The organism is Paraburkholderia sp. GAS348 (assembly GCF_050434205.1).
GTDB lineage: Bacteria > Pseudomonadota > Gammaproteobacteria > Burkholderiales > Burkholderiaceae > Paraburkholderia.
In genome coordinates this window covers 453,720-474,897 of sequence record NZ_JBNPVT010000002.1, presented here as the reverse complement: position 1 = coordinate 474,897, position 21,178 = coordinate 453,720, and the positions used below count along the sequence as shown (strand labels likewise).

The window sequence follows — 21,178 nt, the reverse complement described above, 5'->3', positions numbered from 1 at the left end:
GACTTTCATTCACTCACCCCTTCGGAGTATTTGACATGGAATCAGGCAACAACAAAAGCCTTTTTGCCGACTACACCCGGTTTTTCGGTCAATTAAAGTTGCCCGGCTTCGACCTCGCCGCCATGCTGGAGCGGCGGCGCAAGGACATCGAGGCGTTCGCGGCGATCAACACGACCACGCTCGCGGGCGTGCAGTTGCTCGGTCAAAAGCAGGCGGACATGTTAAGCACGACGGTGACCGGCCTGCAATCGATGGTCACAAAGCAACCCGACACTTCAGTACGCAAGCCTCTTGAAAGCACGCGTGAACTGGTTCAACAGGTATTGCACAGGGTCTTGTCGAACGCGCAGGAAGTGGCGAGTACGGTTTACACGACGCAGTCCGACAGCTATGCGATCGTCAGTAAGCGCGTCGCGGAGAACGTCGAAGATTTGAAGACATTTCTGCAACCGGCGAAGTAACGCAGCATCGCAATACGAACAGGCGCCGACGCTCTGCGCGGCGCCTCGCATGACAGTCACCCGGAAAAGAAAAATGCCAAATTACCCTGAGTCTGTCTGCAACATGCACATCCAGTCAGTCGATCTGGATGGTCAGACGCTGCGTGTCGGCATCCGGCGTGGCAGCGACAATTCCCCGCCCTTGCTTATCTTCAACGGCGTCGGCGCGAACCTTGAACTGGTTGAGCCGTTTGTCTCGGCCCTGGAAGACGTGAGCGTCATCGTCTTCGACATCCCCGGCGTCGGTGGATCGCCGGTTCCGCGCGTGCCGTATCGCTTCTCGACGCTCTCGGTACTCACTGACAGGCTGTTGTCGAAGCTGGGCTATGAAGAACCTGTCGATGTGCTCGGCGTATCGTGGGGCGGCGCGCTCGCGCAGCAATTTGCGCATCTGTTTCCCGTGCGTTGCCGCCGGCTGATTCTCGCGGCGACCTCGCCAGGCGTCGTCATGGTGCCGGCCAGGATATCGGTGCTCGCGAAGCTCATCGGCCCGCGCCGCTACACGGACCCGGCATACCTCGAGGAGATCGGTGCCGAGATATACGGCGGAGCATACCGGCGCGACCCTGCGTTGCTGAGGGAGCACAGCCGTCATATCCGCGCGCCGCGGGGGCGCGGATACCTCTATCAACTGCTGGCCGCCTGGGGATGGAGTAGTTTGCCCTGGCTCGGCAGCTTGCGCCAGACGACGCTCGTCATGCACGGTAACGATGACCCGATCGTGCCTTTGGTCAATGCAAAAATTCTCGCGGCCCGTATTCGTCATGCAACGTTGTATGTCATCGACGACGGCCATCTGTTCCTCGTCGCGCGCGCAAAGGAAGTTGCTCCCGTGGTGCGAAAATTCCTCCGGCAGGAGACGAATTGAGTTGCCTCGCTGACAATGACGAAAGCCTGCAAGCCGTAGCATCAGACGAGCGGGGGATCCGAAAAGAGGATCGTTTTAGGCACATGCAGCGAATAGCGACGTGCTTGCTGGGAGCCATGGTGGTGCTGCTGTTTGTATGCGTCGTCTTTCAGGCCGACTATCACTGGCTGGCGTGGCCGCGAGCGTTTGCGGAGGCTGGCACGATCGGCGCGATAGCGGACTGGTACGCGGTGGTTGCGTTGTTCCGGCATCCGCTTGGTTTGCCGATCCCGCACACGGCGATTATCGAGCAAAACCAGCATCGGATCGCTGAGAGCCTGGGCAGCTTCGTCGAGGATAATTTCCTGACACCGGAAGTCATCATCGGCAGGCTGAGCGGCCACGACACAGCCAAGGCAATGGCGGAGTGGCTTGTAAAGCCGGCGAACAGCCGGGCGATCGCAGACGTGGTTGCAGACTCGCTGCCTGGTTTGCTTGACGGGATCGACGACGAGGATTTCGCGGGATTCCTCGATCGCCTCGTAATCCCGCAACTGCGCACGCTAGATTTGTCTCGCGTCGCGGGCAATATCCTGAAGGTTGTGACCGACGGCAATCGACATCAGCCCCTGCTGGATCATGGACTTGAGGCACTGGAGCTTTGGCTGACGACCAATGCGGGCATGCTCAAGGCGAAGTTCAGTGCGGCGTCGCGCTACACGCCTGCGCAGCTTGACGCCTACATCGTCAGCAAATTCGTCGAAGGAGTCATTGCGCTGCTTCACGAGGTGGTCGCTAATCAGGATCATGAGCTTCGTCGCCAGTTCGATGAAGCGCTTCAGGATCTGATTCTGCAACTTCAGACATCCCGCACCCACCGCCGATTTGGTAAGACGTTGATGCGCGACTGTCTTCGGCATTTCAGGAACGGGCGTCACGCTAGCGCACTTCTGAACCACATTCGCACGCGCGTGGTAGCCGAGGTCCACCGCAAGCAGTCGATTGTTCGAAGCATTGCGGCCGACGTACTGGTTTCGCTAGGTGAGAGCCTGGGGCGCTCACCCGCGGTCCAACAGAAGTTAAACGCGTGGTGGCTGAATCGCGCGCACCAGCTCGTGGTGCGCTATCGGCGCCAGATTTCGGAGCTCATCACCGGCGTGGTGAAAGGCTGGAATGCCAAGGAAGCCAGCCGAAAGATTGAAGCAGAGATCGGCCGCGACCTGCAGTACATCCGTATCAACGGGACGTTCGTTGGTGGCATCGTCGGCGTTTTGCTGCATGCAGTCACGTTGCTTTTGAGCGGGTGAAGCGAGCATGGCTCAATTGCGGAAATGGCAGACACAGTTGCTTTATAGCGCGTCGCGAGAATGGCCGGGCAGGCTGTTGAATTTTGTGGGCAAGCGAGTGTCCTCGCCGCTATTGCGTCGCGGACAATTAAAAGTGACAGTGGCGTTCCAGTTGCGCAAGCAGCGTCGCCGGTATCCCGATGCCGTCGCGTGCAGCCACCTCGGCCACCTTATCTCGCCGATAACCCGGCAGGCGTACACTGTTGTCCACGAGCATCAGGTCGATCAGCGTCTCGATCCGCTCTTCGTATATCGCGTTACCCGCGAGCGCAGCCGGGTCGATGATCCAGAAAAGATGTCCGACGCGCGAACGCGCGCCCTCGGCGGTGAGAAACGATCCCGCTTCCGCGCCGAATTGCGCGCCCGATAGCGCGGCAGCCAACAGTTCAACCATCAGCGCGAGCATCGCGCCCTTGGCACCGCCGAACGGCAACATCATGCCGTCGAGCGCGGCCTGCGCATTAGTTGTCGGCTGGCCGTCCGCAGTTGTCGCCCACCCCTGCGGAATCGGCTTGCCATCTCGCGCCGCAACCATGATCTTGCCGCGCGCCACTTGCGATAGCGACAGGTCGATGGTGAGTGGGCGGCCCCTCGAGCGAGGAAACACTGCAGCGATCGGGTTTGTGCCGAACAGCGGTTTCTTGCCGCCCCAGGCCGGCATCGACGCAGGCGCATTGCTGAATGCGAGCCCGACGAGCCCAGCCGCGCCGATCGCTTCGAGGTGATACGCCCCCGCGCCAAAATGATGGCTGCGCACTATGCTCGCCGCTGCCGTACCGAACTGTCGCGCACGTTCGATGCCGGTCGCAATCGCCAGCTCGCAGGCCGTGAACGCGAGGCCGTCGGCGGCATCAATCAGAAACGCTGCGCCCTTGTCGCGTACGATGCCCGGCACGGCGGCCGGATCGACCCGGCCGTTGCGCAGTTGCGCGATGTACATCGGCAGGCGCGCAACGCCATGCGACGCGAGCCCGTGCGCGTCCGCGTAGACGAGCGCACGCGCCGTAGCGTCGGCGGTCGCAGGCGTCGCTCCCGCTCCAAGCAAGGCCTCGCGAGCCAGTCTGGTCAGTTCATCAGCCGGAAGGTACCGCAGGTTCGGATCGCTCATTCGCGACCGTCGTGCATCGCCTGACGCGAAGACAGCGGCATCATCCTGCCGTCCACCCCATCTGTCCTTTCCAGCGGCGCTTCGTTGCGCGGCGAGGCAAGCACGGCAAGGGCCGTCTCGACGTCGAACACGCCTTCCCAGCGCGCGACGACTAGTGTTGCCACCGCATTGCCTATCATGTTCACCAGCGCGCGCACTTCGTTCAGCACGCGGTCGATGCCGATGATGAGCGTGATGCCCGCCACCGGAATGATCTGGTGCGACGAGAGTGTCGCCGTCAACGCAACGAGCGCTGCCCCCGCGACGCCGGCTCCCCCCTTCGACGTCACCATCAGGATCGCGAGCAGTCCGACCTGCTGCATCAGCGTGAGGTGTGTGTTGGTCGCCTGTGCGATGAAGAGCGAGGTCATCGTGAGGTAGATCGCGGCACCATCAAGGTTGAATGAATAACCGGTCGGCAGCACGAGACCGACAACCGACTTCGGGCAGCCGAGCCGTTCGAGCTTCTCCATCAGGCGCGGCAGCACGGATTCGGTCGTGGACGTGCCGAGCACGATCAGCAGTTCTTCGCGCAGGTATTTGAGGAGCGGCCAGAGACCCACGCCCGCCCAGCGGCAGGCCATACCCAGCACGATTGCGACGAACAGGACGCTCGTGATGTAGAAGCACAGGATCAGCAGGCCGAGCTGCTGGAGACTTGCAATGCCGTACTTGCCAACCGTGAATGCGATCGCGCCGAAGGCACCGAGCGGCGCGAGCCGCATGATCATCTCGACGATCCGCATCAGCACGTCACCGAACTGCTCGATGCCGCGCTGGAGAATCCGGCTGCGTCCGGACATGATCGACAACGCTATCCCGAACAGCACCGAAAAGAGTAGAACCTGCAACAGGTCACCGCGCGCGAACGCGCCGACGACCGAATTCGGCACGATCTGATCCAGGAAACTCGCCTGCGACTGCGTGTGCGCTTCGCTCACGAAGTGCGAAACGCCGCTCGCATCGAGCGTCGCAGGATCGATGTTGAGCCCCGCGCCTGGATGCACGACGTTCGCGATCACGAGGCCGATGACAAGCGCAATCGTCGTCACGACTTCGAAATAGAGAATCGTCTTGAAGCCCACGCGCCCGACCTGCTTCAGGTTCTCCATGCGTGCGATGCCGACCGACACCGTGCAGAAGATCAGGAGCGTGATCAGCATCTTGATCAGACGGATGAAGGTGTCGCCGAGCGGTTTGAACTGAACGCCGAGTGACGGCGCGAAATGACCGACGAGAATGCCGGCGGCAAGTCCGATCAGGACCTGCACATAGAGATGCTTGAGCACGCGCACGATGGTGTCTCCTCCACTCGCTGCTGCCAGAAGATAGACGGGCGCGTCGCACGGCACGCGCCGCTTCGTCGAGCGGTGTCGTGCCAGCGCGCGCACCGGACGGGGACTTCGTTTTGCCCTGCTGCTTCTATCGGTATTGCAATGATGCGTCCGTGCCCGCGGCAAATCAGGCGCTTTCGAACAGGCGCGTGAGCACGAATTCTCGATGGCCGAGCGTTTCCGCCGAAGTCCAGCGGCCGTTCGCCGTAGCGAGCATGCATTCGAGCAGGCGGTCTCCGGACTGGTCGAGGTTTTGCTCGCGTTGCAGGATGCCGGATACGTCGACATCGATATGCTCACTCATCGTGCGCACAGTGCGCGGGTTCGCACAGATCTTGATGACCGGCACGATCGCGTTGCCGATTACGTTGCCTTGCCCCGTCGGGAAAAAATGAACCGCGAAACCCGAGGCCGCACAAAGTGTGACCATCTCGGCCGCAGCGGACGACGAATCCATGAACCAGAGGCCCGGATGTGTTGGTATTTCGGCCTTGTCGAGCACACCGTCGACCATGCACTTCTTGCCGATTTTCTGGATGTTGCCGAGCGCCTTTTCCTCGATTGTCGTGAGGCCGCCCGCGATGTTGCCCTTGGTTGGCTGCGACTCCGAGAGGTCGTCAGTCTTCCAGCGATTGATCATGTCCTGGTAGCGATCGAACATGAACTGGAAGCGCTCGCGCACGCCGTCGTTCGCGCAGCGCGCAGCCACAATCTGCTCGCCGCCCGTCAGCTCCGATGTCTCGCCGAACACGAGGGTGGTGCCGAGGCCGTACAGCTTGTCGAACGCGTTACCGACGGTTGGGTTCGCGCCGCAACCGGACGTGGTATCCGACTCGCCGCATTTCGTCGATACCCACAAGTCGCTAATCGGGCACTCCTCGCGCTCCAGCGAGGTCGCATATTGCACCATTTCCTTCGCCGCTTTCGACGCGCGCATGACCGTGTCGTGGTCGCCATGCAGTTCAATGCCGAAGCCCATGACCGGCTTGCCCGACGCCGCGATGCCGTCGACCACGCGCTTGGTCCAGCCTTCCTCGATTCCGATCACGACGACCGCCGCGACGTTCGGATTGCTTCCCGCACCGATCAGCGTGCGAAAGTGCAGGTCGAGGTCCGCACCGAACTGCAGACGGCCATACGGATGCGGCAGCGCCATCGTGCCCTTGATGTTGTTCTCGACCGCCTGCGCAGCAGCGTTCGACAAATCGTCGACCGGCAGGATGATCACGTGATTGCGTACGCCCACGCGGCCGTTGCTGCGGCGATAGCCGCGGAAAGTCGTATCCAGTTCAATTACGCTCATGGTGTCTCTCTCGATATGGGGAAGCAAAATGCTTGTCGCGTATGGGGGGCGCAGCTTACCAGCGCTTCGTCTTGATGTTATGCACATGGGCGTGCTCGCCCGCAGTGATCGGTGCGACCACCTTGCCGATATCGACGCCGTACTTGAACACGGTGTCACCGACAGCCATGTCCTTGAGCGCCACCTTGTGGCCAATTGGAATGTCCTGCTTCGCGGCCACGGTCACGATCTCGTCCTCATCCATGATCCACGCGTTCAGTTGTGTTCCTGCCTGAATCCCTTCGACGACTGCCACGCCCACCGTATCCTTGGCCTCGTGCAGCACGATGTGGATCGTCTTGCGTTCACCCGTTTCTGCCGCCGCGCTCGCGGCGCCATTCGTTTCTGCTGCTGCATAACTCATCTGCGTCTCCTGGTTGATTTCAATAAGTGACCGGTGGGTGGCCGGGCGGCGAACCGCATGCCGCCGCCGCTGCGTTGTGTTGAAGTCATCTTAGGCAGCAAATTCATCCATGTCAACTATATCATCTATATGTGTTGAATGAGTTAGTTATGCCGTAAAATCGGGGCAACACGTTTCAGAAGAATTCAGGGAGAACCATGAGCACCATGACGGAGACGCCGGCCGCCGTTGGCGGTACGCGGTACAAGGAAGTGAAGAGCGCGCTGCTAGCAGCGCTCGCGGCGCAGGAATGGAAGGGGGGCGAAGCGATCCCGGCCGAAAAACGTCTCGCGGAACGCTTTGGCGTCTCGATCGGCACGCTGCGCAAGGCCATCGACGAACTATGCGCCGAGAACATACTCATCAGGCATCAGGGGCTCGGCACGTTCGTCGCTATGCATCAGCGCGATCGGCATTTCTTCCGCTTCTTTCGCATCGTGCGCAACGATGGGGACAAGACCTATCCCACCGTGAGCCTTGTTCACTTCCGTAAAACGAAGGCAACGCGGAAAGTCGCGGCGCGGCTGCGAATCAGCGAGGGGGTGCCTGTCTTTCAGTTCACGAATCAGCTCGCACTACACGGCGTGGTTGTGATCGTCGAGAACATCGTGGTGCCGGAGGCGCGCTTTCCTGACCTCACTGAAGCCGCACTGCGCAATCGTCCGAACACGCTCTACAACTTCTATCAGGATACGTTCGGCATCAACGTGGTAAGCACAGACGAGCGGGTACGCGTTGGACAGGCGAGCGAGCTCGAGAGCGGATTGCTCGAACTCGCCCCGGGGTCGCCCGTGCTGGAAGTCGAGCGGATCGCGTATTCGTACAATGAACAGGCGGTCGAGTACCGGCTCTCACATGTGAACACGCAGGAATACGATTATGTATCGAGCTATGCACGCCCCTCGAGCGGCGGATAAACATTGAGAAAAGCGGGCTGGGCCGCCCGTTAGCGTTGACAAACGCGCTCGAGATTTGAAGAGGTAACGCGCAACGGCGAAAAGCCGTTAATTTTTCGGAGAGTCGGCGGCAGCGTCCTCGACGACTCTTGATTTCGCCACAGCGCGGAACCAGCAATATGGTCATTTGCCTTCCAAAGACAACATCATCGCGGTTGCCCGGCATGGGGAAAGGATGCAGTCACCGCCGGCACAACAGACGAATCTTCGTCGGGAGGAAATTTGGGGGTTGCCGTTGCTGCAACCTGGAATTGCGACACCGAGGTGTATTCTCGACCTGCCCATGGCTGAAGCGCACCTTCCCATTTTGCGATTGCGGCTGCGGCGATGCAATTGCCCACGACGTTTGTCGTGGTTCGGCCCATATCGATAAACTGATCGATCGCCAGCAATAGGACGACACCTTCGACGGGCAGGCCAAACAGTGGTAGCGTCGCTGCAATCACGATAATCGCGGCACGAGGAACTCCGGCAACTCCTTTGCTAGTCAGCATCATGACCAACAGCATCCCAAGTTGCTGGCCGAAAGACAGATGAATGTTAGCGGCTTGCGCAATGAACAGGGCGGCAAAGGCCTGATACATCATTAAACCGTCAAGATTGAATGCGTAAGCCAACGGCAGGATAAGATTGCTGATCCGGGGACTGATTCCAAAGCGAGCGAGCTGTTCCAATGTCTTGGGATATGCGGCCTCACCGCTTGCTGTACTGAAAGCGACAATCATTGGTTCACGAATCAGTTTGAGCAGAGAAAACACGGATCTTCCCAAGACCAGATATCCGGCCAGTATCAGAATGCACCACAGGATCACCATGCCGACATAGACGGAACCAATGAATTTCCCATAAGTTAGCAGGACCCCCAGTCCTTGAATGGTGACGACGGAAGCAATCGCACCAAATACACCGAACGGTGAAAAGCGCATCACGTAGGACGTGATTTTTAGCATTAACATGAAGGCGCCATCAATGCACGTAATCAGGGCCGTGGGCAACACTTCCTTCATTGCGCCAGCAGCGATGCCAAAAAACACCGCGAATACCAAGATCGGCAAAATTTCATTTGACGCCATCGCCTGGAAGATGCTTATTGGCACGACGTGGGAAACGAAATTCGAGAGATTGAAAGCAGTCGTGCTGATCGATGCACCGGCCGAAGGCTCCGGCAGGTGCACCGAATGACCGAGGTCAAGGAAGTTTGCCAGAAGCATTCCGATCAACAGCGAGACAAACGACGCACACACAAACCAGCCAAATGCGCGGAGTCCCACCCGGCGAACGACTTTTGCGTCGCCAACTGCTGCTAACCCCGAAACAATACCGCAGAAGACCAGTGGTGCGATTACCATCTTTATTAGGCGCAAAAAGATGTCCGAGATCAACGTGAATTGTCCCGCGATAGATTTCGCCGTTGCTGCGGACGTAGTCTGGTGGCACACATACCCGACGACAATGCCGGCAACCATACCAACAAAAATGGCGAGTCCAAGACGACTTTGCTTCATGCTTCCTCCCTTGGCGGTGCGCGGCGATCTTTAGCGGATATTGCGCGTGTCGATTTCGTTTGGCAGCTGTGCCTGGAAAGCATCCATGTAGCCGAACAATGCCGCGCTACCGCCTGTATGCACGAACACGACGTTTTCGTCGGGCTTGAAATGACCTTTCCGGATCAGGCCGATCAAACCGGCCATCCCCTTACCCGAATAAACCGGGTCCAGAAGAATGCCTTCGGTACGGGCTAGCATTGTGACCGCCTCCACCATGCCGGCAGTCGGTATGCCGTAGCCATCACCCACGTAGTCACAGTTGGCAACCACGCGTTCGCGGGCAACAGCGCCCGGCATATCGAGGTACTCGGAAGTCTCGCACGCGAGCCTGAAGACGCTCTGCTCCTGAGCCTCACGCGGCGCACGCACGCCGATGCCGAGAACGTTGATACCACTCTGACTACCCTCGAAGCCAGTCACAAGGCCTGCCTGGGTGCCTGCACTTCCCGTCGCATGAACAACGTGGTGTACAACCAGTCTCTGTTGATTTGCCTGCGTTAGGATCTCGAGCGCACAGTTGACGTAACCCAAAGCACCGATGGCGTTAGATCCACCTCCGGGGATGATGTAGGGTTTCCCACCACTTGCACGCACTTCGTCCGCGACGACGCGCATCGCGTCGTTCATGTCGGTCCCGCTGGCATAAATCCGGGTCGGCGCTCCCATGAGGCGTTCGAGGAATACGTTACCCGAGTGCAGATAGCTGGGGTCTCGGGAGCCAGTACGATCTTCAAGTAAAAGGACGCAGCGCATCCCCATACGCGCAGCCGCTGCCGCGGTCTGTCGCGCATGGTTAGATTGAGTGGCGCCCTGCGTGATGACCGTATCTGCACCTTTTTCTAGCGCATCAGCGATAAGAAACTCAAGCTTGCGCGTCTTGTTTCCACCTGTCGCCAAACCCGTGCAGTCGTCGCGCTTGATGAAAAGTTTTGGACCCCCAAGCAGATCGCTCAGACGGGGCATTGGCTCCAGAGGGGTATCGAAATGGCCAAGCTGGATTCGTGGAAATTTTGAAAGATGCATGAAATACCTTTACTGGTTGAAAAAGCAGGAAAGAGGACGGCCACAAGCTGTGGTGATCGCGCGGTTGCGATCAGGGACCTTGGGATTGGAATCGAGAGGCACACGCAGATGGTCCTGCTCGCAGGTAAATGGCGTTGCAGCGAGAAGCTTCGACAGGAAGTCAATGCCTGCCTGGGGACCCATGTCGCCAAGGACCCCGATTACCATTTCTTCAGACCTAGGGTTTTCGCTCATCTCTGTCAAGGCGTCCAATCGACATCGTTGGACTAAGGATAATTTTTGACAAAATTGAGCGCCAATTCTGGTTTTTGATAAAACTATGCAAATATGGAATGGTCTGGTGGAACTTATCCTTGTGCTGTCTAAGGGAAGATCAAATGGAACTGAAATGGCTTGAAGACTTTGTGTCGGTAGCGAAGCTGCGCAACTTTTCTCATACTGCACAGGCGCGGCACGCAACGCAGCCTGCCATCAGCCGACGCCTCAAGGCGCTGGAAAACTGGTACGGCGTACCTCTGGTGGACCGAAGCACTTACCCGGTCGCGCTGACCGAAGCGGGTGTCGGATTCCTACCTCTCGCCGAGGCGGTTGTCGCAGATCTGTATCGAAGTCGGCGCGAAGCTCGAGCGGCCCATGAACGGGCGGGTAAAACGATCCGTTTTGCACTGCCACACTCACTAGCCGGCTCGTTCTTCGCAAACTGGTGGCGCGCGCAGCACCGCCCTCGTGGAGTTACTGCCGTCATTACCGCGGCCGACTTCGACGAATGCGTCGAAATGCTCCTCTCCGGTGCTTGCCACTTTCTAATCTGCTATCAACATGCAGCAGTTCCGGTCGGATTCGAGGCGAATGGAATATCATGCACACGGATCGGTGCTGATCGTCTCGTCCCTGTATCGGCATGTGGCGACGGTGGAGGTGCGATTTTCGAACTTTTCGGGGAAAAACGTATTGAGCTTCCGTTGCTTGCATACACGAGGACATCGTTCCTCGGCCGGGTCGCCGGCCCGTTGCATGCACGACTTGAAGCCCATACAGACGTTGTACTTCACTTCGAAACAGCGCTAGTCGAAGCGTTGAAGGCGGAAGTTCTATTGGGAGAAGGGGTCGCGTGGCTTCCGGAATCGATGGTCGGGGTGGAGTTGCAGTCGGGAAAGTTGCAGATCGTAGGCGATGTGTTTTTAACTACACCGCTAGAAATTTCGCTCTGCAGAACAACGGGATTGTTTGTCGGTCCCCGCGATTTTCTAAGTGAAATCTGGACCAAAGCTTCCGAGGACATTGGCTAGAAATGAATAGCGCCGCAGCAGGAAATTATCCGGATCGTCGCCGTTGGGCCGCGCAGGGTAGGGTGCGGTGTGATAGCGCGACTGTGACTGCGTACCCTTGGAATCAGTACCGGGCAGTCTGCAATTTATTCTGCTCGGTTTTGGCTGCGGTTGCTGAGTTGACACTTCATGGTTCTGGTTGGACGGCTACGCGGCATCTCATCGGGCGGTCTGCGAGATGAAGACCAACGAGTCGCTACCCCGGCGAACAAAATTGCGATCCTCGAAGTACCTGAACAACGTGATAGAGCAAGATCACTGCTACATCAAATCGCGGGTGAACATCATGCTCGGGTTCAAGCAGTTCCAGGACGCGGCCGTTACCCTCTCCGACATTGAACTGATGCACCGCATTCGCAAAGGCCAGTTCAATCTCACCAGTTGGCACCTCAAAGACACCACTTTGCCCTCGATTTGGAGGGCGGTTCTTGCAGCTCGTTGAGGTCTTCGAAAAATGAGCGATTTTCGCCCACCTACCGAATGTGCACCACAACCCCGCATCCCGTCGAGTCAGGGAATAACCGGCACATGCTCGCGGTATTACAGGCATGGCACCCGAAATGGGAGATCAAAATGGACATCATCGATATGGCACGTGCGTCGGGATTGACCGTTATCCTCGATGGCAGGATTGGCCGCGAGGAATACCAGAGCGTATGCGGTTCGGTGTCGGCGTTACAGCGATTCGCTACGTCGCTACGGCTATGCGCGGCGCATCAGCATAACAGCGCCCCGCATCGGTCATCGGCGGCCAGCGTGTTTGGCCGGTTACGCCGGCGCATCAGCAGACTTGCGAGGATAGCGGGCGCCATGGCGACGCCCTCCCGACGCATGTCGCGCCTCGTTCATCGGAGACAGAAGTGAGAGGCTTCGGCGGGACGTCCGCCCCACCGGAGAGGTGAAGATCAGGATGCAAGCCGTTCTGCGCCGTCTTCAACTCGCCTCGGGCCTCGTGATGCTGACCTATCTCTTTCTGCATCTGGTCAATCACGCGCTCGGGATCTGGTCGCTCGACCTTGCGGGACGCGGTCTCGTACTCGCGCTGCGGCTGTGGCGCAGCACGCCTGGAACGATCGCGCTGTACGGTGCCGCGTCCCTGCATTTTGCGCTGGCGTTGCACACGCTATACGGGCGGCGTCACTGGGCGCTGCCGCCCGCCGAATGGATCCGCCTCTGGGCCGGGCTCAGCCTGCCGATGCTGCTGATCCGCCATGCGGTGACGACCCGGCTTGCGTCTACGCTCTATGGCTTCGAGCCCGACTATGAGCGCGTCATCGCCGTGCTGCTCACGAGCGGCACACAGGGTCTGCAGCTTGCGCTGCTTGCACCGGGCTGGATACACGGATGCCTCGGACTGTGGTTCCGCCTGCGCCACTATGTGTGGGCGCGCCGCGTGAAGCCCGCGCTGCTGGCGTTCATGGTTCTGTTGCCGCTGCTGTCCGCAGCGGGCTTTGTGCGGATGATGCGAGCCGTCGAGGGGAAGCGCCTCGGACTTCCGCACGCCGATCCGACGCTCGTCGCCCATCAGGCAGCACTCGGTGCCTGGCGCCACAATTTTCTCACCCTGTATCTCGCCCTGGTTGCCAGTGCGTTGATCCTGGGCCAGTGGCGCAACGGCCTTGAACGTCGAAGGCTGCGAAAGAGTTCACTGAGTTCCTGACGGGTTGGGACTGCACGCGAGATCCCCACGCCCGCATATTCGTCAAAGATCGGGCACATCTGGCGAAGGCTGCACCGGATGGTTTCGTTCAGAGGTTCGGATTCATGTTTCGGGAAGTAAAGCGTGCTCTGAAAGAGTACCCAGCATCTTCCCAGTAGATTTTGGGCAAACCGAAAGATTGCCTTACGTCAAAAAACGCGTATAATTGAGTGACTACTCACTCTATATATGCAGAAAATCCATGGCACGCCCTTTGAGTCCGGAAAAACACAAAGCCCTGTTAATGTCTGCAACGCAGGCCGTTGCTGAGCAGGGCGTGCTGGCCACCACGGCGAGCATTGCCCGGGGCGCCAGCGTGGCTGAGGGTACCTTGTTCACGTACTTCGAGAACAAGGAAGTGCTGTTTCAGGAGGTCTATCTGCACCTCAAGCGGAGCCTCGCGGAAACCGTGATGCCGGACTATCCTGATGAGGCGGACTACCGGCAACGCATGGAGCACGTTTTCCAGCGCTATGTGAACTGGGGGCTCTCCAATGCCGCCGGGCGGTTTGCCGTCGCACGGCTCTCGGCTTCGGGGCATATACTGGACGAGACTAGGGCGCAGGGTATGAAAGCGTTTCTGGCGGTGTCCTGGATGATGGAGGCCGGAGTGCGTGACGGTGTGCTGGTGGACGCGCCAATCACCTTTCTTTCATCGGTGATCGAGCACATTGCCGATACCACAATTGAGTACGTGAACAAGTATCCAGAGGATGCCGAACGTCACCGCGCACTGGGATTTCGGGTTCTATGGCGGGCGATCACGGAGTAAATATTTTCGACTTTAATTGAGCGCGTAGGCACTCATTTATTTCCAAGGAGAACAGAATCATGTCCAGTCAGAAGTGGTTCATAACCGGCGCGTCCAGTGGTCTGGGGCTTGCCCTCACTGAAAAGGTGCTCGCAGAGGGGCACCGTGTGGTTGCAGCGGTGCGCCGTGTCGACGCGATGCAGGAGTTGAAACAGAAATACCCGGCGCTGCTCGAGGTGGAGTCGCTCGATTTGACCAATCGCGAGCAGGTGCAGGCTGTCGTTGCGCGCCACGCAGATGTCGACGTCGTCGCCAACAATGCGGGTGGCGCAGTTATCGGTGCAATGGAGGAAATGACTGAAGCATATATCCAGCAGCAGATCGCTCTGAACCTGCTCGCGCCCATTCATGTTACGCGTGCGTTCCTGCCAGCGATGCGTGCGAAGAACAGCGGCACGCTCCTTTATGTCAGTAGCGTCGGTGGGCGCGCAGCCTTCCCGAGCGGTTCCATGTATCACGCCGCGAAGTTCGGTCTGGAAGGCTTTGCTGAATCGGTGAGCCAGGAAGTCGCCGAGTTTGGCATCAAGACGATCATCATCGAGCCGGGCTCGATCAAGACGGGTTTTGTGGCCAATATCCGCTGGACCCAGGAACTCGACGCCTACAAGGACGGCATAGTTGGAAAGCTTCGCCGCCAGATTGTGGAGGTTGGTGAGGAACAGGCTTCGGGTGACCCCGTGAAAATGGCCGACGCCATCTATACGGTAAGCCAGATGCAGGAGCCGCCGCTGCGTACTGTCCTTGGCGGGGATGCCTATGCGGTGCTGGACGCTGGTTACTCGCGAAGTCTCAAGGCGTTGCAGGCGCAAAAGGAGCTTGCCGAATCCGTGATGTTCGCAGGTAAGGCTGGATTCAATCCGCAGTAAGCATTGTGACCGCTGCATCGCATGCCGCCGTGAAGCAACGTGCTTTGCCGACGGCGGCGGCCAGGAGTGTGCTGGAGGGACTGCCGCATGGCAGAAACGAAAACCGCGTCGGGTTTGCAGCGGCCTGTGTCTGCGGGCGATGCCAATTAGTTTTGGGATCGCCCGCAGCTCTGTCAAAAACGCACCAAGATCGGTGCATCTCAAAGGTCGAACGATCATGTCCAAAGTCTGGTTGATTACAGGTGCGTCCCGAGGTTTGGGCCGCTCCATTCTCGAAGCCGCGTTGCAGGATGGCGGCAAGGTACTGGCGAGCGCGCGCGACAATTCGCGATTCACCGATTTGCAGGCGCGCTACGGCGATTTCCTGGCAACGTTTGAACTGGACGTCACGAATGAACAGCAGGCGAAGGAGGCCGTGTCCGAAGCGGTGCGCCTCTTCGGACGGCTGGACGTGCTGGTCAACAATGCCGGCTATGGCCATATTGAGCCGTTTGAGTACACGTCCGCTGAGGATTTCCGGGCGCAGATTGAGACCAATCTCTTTGGGGTGGTGAACCTCACGCGTGCGGCCATTCCGGTCATGCGAGCACAAGGCGGCGGGCACATTTTTCAGGTTTCGTCGGCAGGCGGCCGTATCAGCACCCCGGGACTCTCGGCTTATCAGGCGGCCAAATGGGCGGTGGGCGGATTCAGCGATGTAGTCGGCAAGGAAGTCGCGCCCTTCGGGATCCACATCTGCACGCTGGAGCCCGGTGGCATGCGCACCGAATGGGGTCATGAGGCTCGAGCGACGCTGCAGAATCTGCCGCAAGAATACCAGGCATCGCTGGGAGACTTCAAGGCGCTCATTGATGCCTACGTCGGCCATGAAGTGGGGGATCCTGAGCGCATCGCAAAGCTGATCGTGGCGCTAGCATCGCGTGCAATGGTTCCAGCGCGCCTTGTGCTGGGTTCAGACGCCTGGCAGGTCGTCGAAACCGAGGAACAGGCACGCCGCGACACGATGCAGCGCTGGAAGACCGTCACCCTCGCTGCCGATTTCGGAGCAGCATCGCCCGAGTGGCCGTCGGAGTGACACCATGCGCGTTGTCCTGATCGGAGCGACCGGCATGGTTGGCCACCCACGCCGTCTTTTCCGGTCAACGTGGTTGCATTGGAAAGGCTGCGCGCGGCGATTCGTGCGCGACGCCGCCTGGAAATCGTCTATGCCGATGCGGCTGGGCAACCGTCGCGGCGTGTGGTTTGGCCCGTGCAGATCGGCTTCATGGACAGCGTGCGCGTGCTTGCCGCTGGGTGTGAGTTGCGCGAGGCCTTCCGCACCTTCCACACCGACCGAATACTCGAAGCGATCGAGGGACTGTACTGTCCGGCCAGCCGCAGTGAGTTAATACGCGGACTGCGAGAGCAATTGGCGCCTTCGGATTGCATTACCTTCGTGTTCACCAGTATCGACCGGCGGCGTACGCTATATCGGCGTGCTCGTCGAGAGCGGTGCTCTACCTGCGGAACGTCGGATACCTAATACCCGACAAAGGTGGCTAATGGGGTTCTAAGGAGAACTCCCTGATTGGGTCAAACTGCGCCTGATGGCGCAGTAGACAACCCTCCTTAACGGTCGGGCTGAAGTAACTATGAACGGCTTGCGATGAAACCGAAGGCGGTTGCTTGAGCTACTGTCGGGCCCAGTTGGTCCATGCTATGCGCAGGAGCGCTGCGTTGGCCGCTCTGCAGTCGAACGGTTCGGGATCGAGGTCATCGTCCGCCCAGGTTCGGTAGTCGTGCACCTCGTTGCTGTCCGGCTCCTGGCTCAGCATACGCAGCATCTCTTTATATCCGCATATGCCCCCGACATCTTGCGGAAGACACGCATGTTATCCAGCAAGGATTCGTGCCTCGCTGTAAGGCTCCCGGTCGGTGCGCGCAGCCTCTTCAACGTGAATGTCGTGATGCCAGCCGCCGCCGAAGTCATATCGATAGGGGAACCGCTCTCCCTGGACGACGAGTCCGTGCAGCCGCGCGTTACGGTCATCCATCATTTGCGTGTCTTCAGCACGTCGTCGGGCGCCGTCATGTTAAATGTGACAGCGCCCGGATGACTAGGCATGCCATCGTGGCTGGTGCATTCCTCCAGGTAGGTATCTAGCATCGCAGCAAAGATAGTCAGGCTAACCGCTTGGGCCTCTGACACAGCTGCCGCCCCAAACTTTTTGTCCCGCTGCAGTACGAATGCAATGCTGAAGTTTAAGTTAGTATCCGCGCGCAAGGTTCACACGAGATGTTAACGGTTGGCCATTCTCGAGACTCTTTACACCTCGAAGAACCTGGTCGACCACTACGTCAGGATCCGAGTCTGCAGCGACATGTGGGGTCACCAAGACATTCGGCATCAACCAGAGCGGGCTATCCTTTTCAAGCGGTTCAAGTTCGAACACGTCCAGCACTGCGCCGGCTAGTGTGCCATCTCGCAACGCCTCGACCAAATCGTGCTGACGGACCACTTCCCCGCGCCCCACGTTGACGAAGCACGGACCATCAAGGCTGCCCGAAAGGGAAAGTCCCGCAAAGGTACTTTTACCGATTAAGCCGCTGGTTTCCACAGTGTTCGGTAGCAGGCTCACAAGGATGTCCGTACGCTCGAGAAACGCGGGCAGTTCGTCCGGTCCGGCGAACATGGGGAAATCGTGCGTCGAAGGCTTTGTCCGAGCCCATCCGGCCACCTTAAAGCCAATTCGCTGGAGCAATTGGCCGCAGGCCTTTCCAAGGACTCCCACGCCCATGATTCCGACTCGAACCCCGCTCGCCGCAGGCTGGATAACTGGCGACCATTCACGTCGTGCCTGACTGGCTTCATAGGTTCGGATCTTTCGATGCAAATACAACACAGCGAACATCACGTACTCAACCATACGCATGGTGAGATCCGGGTCGATGACGCGTGCGACAGGAATCTCTGGCCGTTGCTCAAGTGCGTGAAGATGGTCTACGCCCGCGCCAAGGGAGAACACTGCAGCCGGCGGGGTAGATTGTTCGAAAATTTGTGAATCTGCCTTCCACGAGCAGATGACGTAGGGGTTCTCCCCCAATTGGACACCATCGTTTGGCCACACGCGAACCTTGCGGCCACCGGCCTTCGTTTCGAATGTGTGTCGCCACAATTCGGCGTCCCATGGGCCAGGTGCGACCACAATTTCAAGCTTGTTCAAGATTTACTCCGCAGAAACACTGGGTACAGCAGAAAGGGCGTTAAGCGGCGCGGGCCGACTCGAAGCCGTCCAGGATCGCCTTAAGGTTCTCACCAAGAATCGCGCTCAGGTAGCCTCCCTCCTGGATTAAGACCGTTGGCCAACGTGTCGAGCCGAGCTTGCGGCCGGCACCCCGAAAACCCTCCGTTGTGACGGCCAGGGCACCGTTCGGATCCATCTCAGACGCATCAAGTCCCAACGCAACTACGAGGGCTTCAACTCCTCTATTCGCACAAAATTCCAGCGCGTCGTCGATGGCCTGCAGATAAACAGGATCACCGGAGCCGTGCACCAACGGAAGATTCAGGTTGTAGCCCTTCCCGGTACCCGTGCCGATTTCATCGCTGTAACCAGCGTAGTAGGGCATGAATGCCGACGGATCCGCATGAATCGATACGGTCACGACATCATCGCGGTCGAAAAAGATACTTTGCGTCCCATTCCCGTGGTGAACGTCGATATCGATGATCCCGACTTTGCAGCCGAGCGCAAGCTTGAGATGTGCCGCCGCGACCGCGGTGTTATTCACAAAGCAGAAGCCGCCGGCGCTCTCAGTCGACGCGTGGTGGCCAGGCGGCCGACACAGTCCATAAGCGAAGCCATTATCGATGGCAAAGGATGCGGCGCTCATTGCGACATCTACACTCGCCTGGACAGCAGCGTACGTGTGCTCATGAATAGGCGTCGAAAGGTCAGCCATATGGAAACCCACCTGACCGATTATCCCGGTAGGGTAGTGGGACATTTGCGGCCGCGCAAAGTGAGACGGCAGAACATGTTCGAGACCGGGTTCAATCTCGGCGCGGCGTTTCCATGCTTGCTCCAGGAACGTCAAATATCGCTCTGAGTGCACACGTAAGATCGGTGCGATGCCATGTGTACCGGCGACGCAAACGTCATGTCCGCCACTCTGCGCAGCATTGAGCAATACGTTATAGCGGCCTGGCTGCTCTAAATGCGGGATCGCTTTCCCACGGCGAAGGTAAGTGGTCGGGGCGTGCAAGATGCTCGATGGGGAATGAAAGACTTTCATTTTCGATAACAAGGGGGTTAGGGTGGCGACCCTCCACGTACTTGCACTGAGCGCCGGGAGGGTCGATTAATCTGTTACAGAGCTTGTCTATCCTCGGTACTTGTGACGCGTGTCGTGTAATCCGCCTCAGTGCGACGGTTTGCGCGAGCGTGGACCACGAGGCCTATGATTCATACGTGTGTTTTTTCCGTGCTCTCGCCCCGCACAAGGAGTATCCCGATCAGGGCGAGTGTCGTTCGATAGGTCAATCCAGACCGCCCTGACACATGTACTTGATGGTGAGATAGTCGTCGAGGCCGTACTTCGAGCCTTCGCGCCCATAGCCGGATTCCTTTACACCCCCAAATGGGGCGGCTTCACTTGCGACAGCGCCTTCGTTGATGCCGATGACACCTGCTTCCAGTTTGCGCGAAACGCGATCGATTCGACGCAGGTTCTGTGTGTAAAAGTAGGCGGCGAGACCATACGGTGTGTCATTGGCGAGACGAACCACTTCGTCCTCGTCGTCGAACGGGAACAGTGGCGCAACAGGGCCAAAGGTCTCTTCGCAGCAGAGCAGCATGCTGTCGTTCGCGTTCGTTAGCACAGTCGGGGCGTAGTAGTTCGGGCCCAAAGCTTCGAGCCGCTTGCCTCCCACAAGAGCATGCGCGCCCTGCGCGACAGCGTCGTCGACGTGGCGAGCAATTTTCTCGATGGCGCGTTGGTTGATCACAGGTCCAATCTGGGACTGCGGGTCATTCGCCGGCCCGACGCGGAGTGCGCTGACGCGCTGACCAAGGAGGTCAGCGAAGCGCTCGTAGATCGCCGCGTGCACATAGATGCGGTTCGGACACACGCAAGTCTGCCCGCCATTGCGGAATTTCGCTGCCATCAAACCGGTAACTGCTGCATCGAGATCGGCGTCTTCGAAAACGATGAATGGTGCGTTGCCGCCCAACTCGAGAGAAAGCTTCTTGAGCGTTCCAGCCGACTCTCGTGCGAGATGTTTGCCGACCGCCGTCGACCCCGTGAATGTAATCTTGCGAACCCGATCATCCGCGAGCCAGTCGGCGACTGCGTTGATTCCATCTTCGCGCGCGGCCGTAATCATGTTCAGAACGCCCTCAGGCACGCCGGCTTCATGAGCGAGAGCCGCTAGGGCAAGAGCGGTCAGCGGTGTATCTTCTGCGGGCTTTGCTACCACCGTGCAACCTGCAGCCAGTGCCGGGGTAATCTTCCGGGCGATCATCGCGAGTGGAAAGTTCCACGGCGTAATTGCAGCGACTATGCCTACGGACTCTTTCACAGCGCTCATGCGCTTCCCGCGCTGATGCTGAGGGATGATGTCACCATAGATTTTTGTGGCTTCGTCCGCGAACCATGCGACGTAGGACGCGCCGTACGCGACCTCATCGCGACTCTCGACCATCGGCTTGCCCTGTTCCATCGACATCAGGGTCGCCAGATCTTCAGTGTTTTCGACGATGAGGGTGTGCCAGCGACGGAGAATCTCCGCTCGCTCGCGGGGTAGGCGGTCCCGCCAAGCCGGAAGCGCCCGTGCAGCCGCATCAGTGGCTGCACGAGCATCGACCGAGCTGCTGTTCGCGACCTGTTTGATCGTCCCGTTTGTAGCGGGATTGGTGACGGGATACCGTGCTTCACTCGAGGCATCCACCCATTTGCCCCCAATCAGATTCTGCGTGCGAAGCAGTTCGCCACGCGTTAGTTGCAACGTCATTGTTTTCTCCTTCATGTAGCGGCACCCCGGCGTGTCA

Annotated in this window: 20 protein-coding genes and 2 pseudogenes; 11 read left to right on the top strand and 11 right to left on the bottom strand. The window is 58.8% G+C overall.

What is annotated here, in order from left to right; all coding sequences use genetic code 11:
• Window positions 1-35 precede the first annotated feature (35 nt).
• From P3T22_RS05130 to P3T22_RS05120, 3 genes are all read left to right on the top strand, one after another.
• Window positions 36-461, top strand: a complete 426-nt coding sequence (locus tag P3T22_RS05130) for a phasin family protein (RefSeq protein WP_429324399.1) — start codon at window positions 36-38, stop codon at window positions 459-461.
• Window positions 462-534: 73 nt separating this feature from the next.
• A complete protein-coding gene (gene phaZ / locus P3T22_RS05125) occupies window positions 535-1,368 on the top strand; it encodes a poly(3-hydroxyalkanoate) depolymerase (protein WP_429324398.1) in 834 nt (277 codons plus the stop codon).
• 116 nt (window positions 1,369-1,484) lie between these two features.
• Window positions 1,485-2,654 carry a DUF445 domain-containing protein gene (locus P3T22_RS05120; RefSeq protein WP_429324397.1) on the top strand — a complete coding sequence of 390 codons (1,170 nt, stop codon included), beginning with the start codon at window positions 1,485-1,487 and terminating at the stop codon, window positions 2,652-2,654.
• Window positions 2,655-2,781: 127 nt separating this feature from the next.
• On the opposite strand, the gene P3T22_RS05115 is transcribed toward P3T22_RS05120, so the two are convergent.
• From P3T22_RS05115 to P3T22_RS05100, 4 genes are all read right to left on the bottom strand, one after another.
• Entirely contained in the window at window positions 2,782-3,801 is a 1,020-nt protein-coding gene (locus P3T22_RS05115; RefSeq protein WP_429324396.1) for an Ldh family oxidoreductase, read from the bottom strand.
• Window positions 3,798-5,135: a C4-dicarboxylate transporter DctA gene (gene dctA, locus P3T22_RS05110; protein ID WP_429324395.1), complete on the bottom strand. Its 1,338-nt coding sequence runs from the start codon at window positions 5,133-5,135 to the stop codon at window positions 3,798-3,800. Before dctA ends, P3T22_RS05115 begins: the two co-directional genes overlap by 4 nt.
• A 166-nt stretch (window positions 5,136-5,301) precedes the next feature.
• Window positions 5,302-6,477 carry a UxaA family hydrolase gene (locus tag P3T22_RS05105; RefSeq protein ID WP_429324394.1) on the bottom strand — a complete coding sequence of 392 codons (1,176 nt, stop codon included), beginning with the start codon at window positions 6,475-6,477 and terminating at the stop codon, window positions 5,302-5,304.
• A gap of 55 nt (window positions 6,478-6,532) precedes the next feature.
• Window positions 6,533-6,802 carry a UxaA family hydrolase gene (locus tag P3T22_RS05100; RefSeq protein ID WP_429324465.1) on the bottom strand — a complete coding sequence of 90 codons (270 nt, stop codon included), beginning with the start codon at window positions 6,800-6,802 and terminating at the stop codon, window positions 6,533-6,535.
• 275 nt (window positions 6,803-7,077) lie between these two features.
• Here P3T22_RS05100 and P3T22_RS05095 point away from each other — a divergent pair, with 275 nt between their 5' ends.
• Window positions 7,078-7,836, top strand: a complete 759-nt coding sequence (locus tag P3T22_RS05095; protein ID WP_429324393.1) for a GntR family transcriptional regulator — start codon at window positions 7,078-7,080, stop codon at window positions 7,834-7,836.
• Between the two features lie 185 nt (window positions 7,837-8,021).
• Here the strand turns inward: P3T22_RS05095 and P3T22_RS05090 are convergent, their stop codons facing one another.
• Genes P3T22_RS05090 through P3T22_RS05080 form a run of 3 tightly spaced genes read right to left on the bottom strand, consistent with a single transcriptional unit; the run spans window position 8,022 to window position 10,679 of the window.
• On the bottom strand, window positions 8,022-9,380 hold the full coding sequence (locus P3T22_RS05090) for a dicarboxylate/amino acid:cation symporter (RefSeq protein ID WP_429324392.1): 1,359 nt from the start codon (window positions 9,378-9,380) through the stop codon (window positions 8,022-8,024).
• Window positions 9,381-9,410: 30 nt separating this feature from the next.
• Window positions 9,411-10,445 carry a D-cysteine desulfhydrase gene (locus tag P3T22_RS05085; protein WP_429324391.1) on the bottom strand — a complete coding sequence of 345 codons (1,035 nt, stop codon included), beginning with the start codon at window positions 10,443-10,445 and terminating at the stop codon, window positions 9,411-9,413.
• 9 nt (window positions 10,446-10,454) lie between these two features.
• Window positions 10,455-10,679: a hypothetical protein gene (locus tag P3T22_RS05080; protein ID WP_429324390.1), complete on the bottom strand. Its 225-nt coding sequence runs from the start codon at window positions 10,677-10,679 to the stop codon at window positions 10,455-10,457.
• Between the two features lie 143 nt (window positions 10,680-10,822).
• Here P3T22_RS05080 and P3T22_RS05075 point away from each other — a divergent pair, with 143 nt between their 5' ends.
• From P3T22_RS05075 to P3T22_RS05045, 7 genes and pseudogenes are all read left to right on the top strand, one after another.
• Entirely contained in the window at window positions 10,823-11,734 is a 912-nt protein-coding gene (locus P3T22_RS05075; protein ID WP_429324389.1) for a LysR family transcriptional regulator, read from the top strand.
• A 178-nt stretch (window positions 11,735-11,912) separates the two neighbouring features.
• Window positions 11,913-12,215 (top strand): annotated as a pseudogene (locus tag P3T22_RS05070) (DDE-type integrase/transposase/recombinase); the annotation flags it as partial.
• 468 nt (window positions 12,216-12,683) lie between these two features.
• Entirely contained in the window at window positions 12,684-13,433 is a 750-nt protein-coding gene (locus P3T22_RS05065; protein ID WP_429324388.1) for a hypothetical protein, read from the top strand.
• A 241-nt stretch (window positions 13,434-13,674) separates the two neighbouring features.
• Window positions 13,675-14,244, top strand: a complete 570-nt coding sequence (locus P3T22_RS05060; protein WP_429324387.1) for a TetR/AcrR family transcriptional regulator — start codon at window positions 13,675-13,677, stop codon at window positions 14,242-14,244.
• Between the two features lie 59 nt (window positions 14,245-14,303).
• Window positions 14,304-15,149 (top strand): SDR family NAD(P)-dependent oxidoreductase, encoded by an 846-nt coding sequence (locus tag P3T22_RS05055; RefSeq protein ID WP_429324386.1) that lies wholly within the window; start codon window positions 14,304-14,306, stop codon window positions 15,147-15,149.
• Window positions 15,150-15,366: 217 nt separating this feature from the next.
• Window positions 15,367-16,224, top strand: coding sequence for an SDR family NAD(P)-dependent oxidoreductase (locus P3T22_RS05050; protein WP_429324385.1), 858 nt, complete (start codon window positions 15,367-15,369; stop codon window positions 16,222-16,224).
• 78 nt (window positions 16,225-16,302) lie between these two features.
• A complete protein-coding gene (locus P3T22_RS05045; RefSeq protein ID WP_429324384.1) occupies window positions 16,303-16,671 on the top strand; it encodes a WYL domain-containing protein in 369 nt (122 codons plus the stop codon).
• 148 nt (window positions 16,672-16,819) lie between these two features.
• Here P3T22_RS05045 and P3T22_RS05040 read toward each other — a convergent pair.
• The 4 genes and pseudogenes from P3T22_RS05040 to P3T22_RS05025 form a co-directional block, all read right to left on the bottom strand.
• Window positions 16,820-17,191: pseudogene (locus P3T22_RS05040) on the bottom strand (IS1096 element passenger TnpR family protein); the annotation flags it as partial.
• A gap of 204 nt (window positions 17,192-17,395) precedes the next feature.
• The gene (locus tag P3T22_RS05035) at window positions 17,396-18,352 is read right to left on the bottom strand and encodes a 2-hydroxyacid dehydrogenase (protein ID WP_429324383.1); all 957 of its coding nucleotides are present in this window, start codon (window positions 18,350-18,352) and stop codon (window positions 17,396-17,398) included.
• A 40-nt stretch (window positions 18,353-18,392) separates the two neighbouring features.
• Window positions 18,393-19,424 carry a histone deacetylase family protein gene (locus P3T22_RS05030; RefSeq protein ID WP_429324382.1) on the bottom strand — a complete coding sequence of 344 codons (1,032 nt, stop codon included), beginning with the start codon at window positions 19,422-19,424 and terminating at the stop codon, window positions 18,393-18,395.
• A gap of 244 nt (window positions 19,425-19,668) precedes the next feature.
• The gene (locus P3T22_RS05025) at window positions 19,669-21,141 is read right to left on the bottom strand and encodes an NAD-dependent succinate-semialdehyde dehydrogenase (protein WP_429324381.1); all 1,473 of its coding nucleotides are present in this window, start codon (window positions 21,139-21,141) and stop codon (window positions 19,669-19,671) included.
• Between the last annotated feature and the right edge of the window lie 37 nt (window positions 21,142-21,178).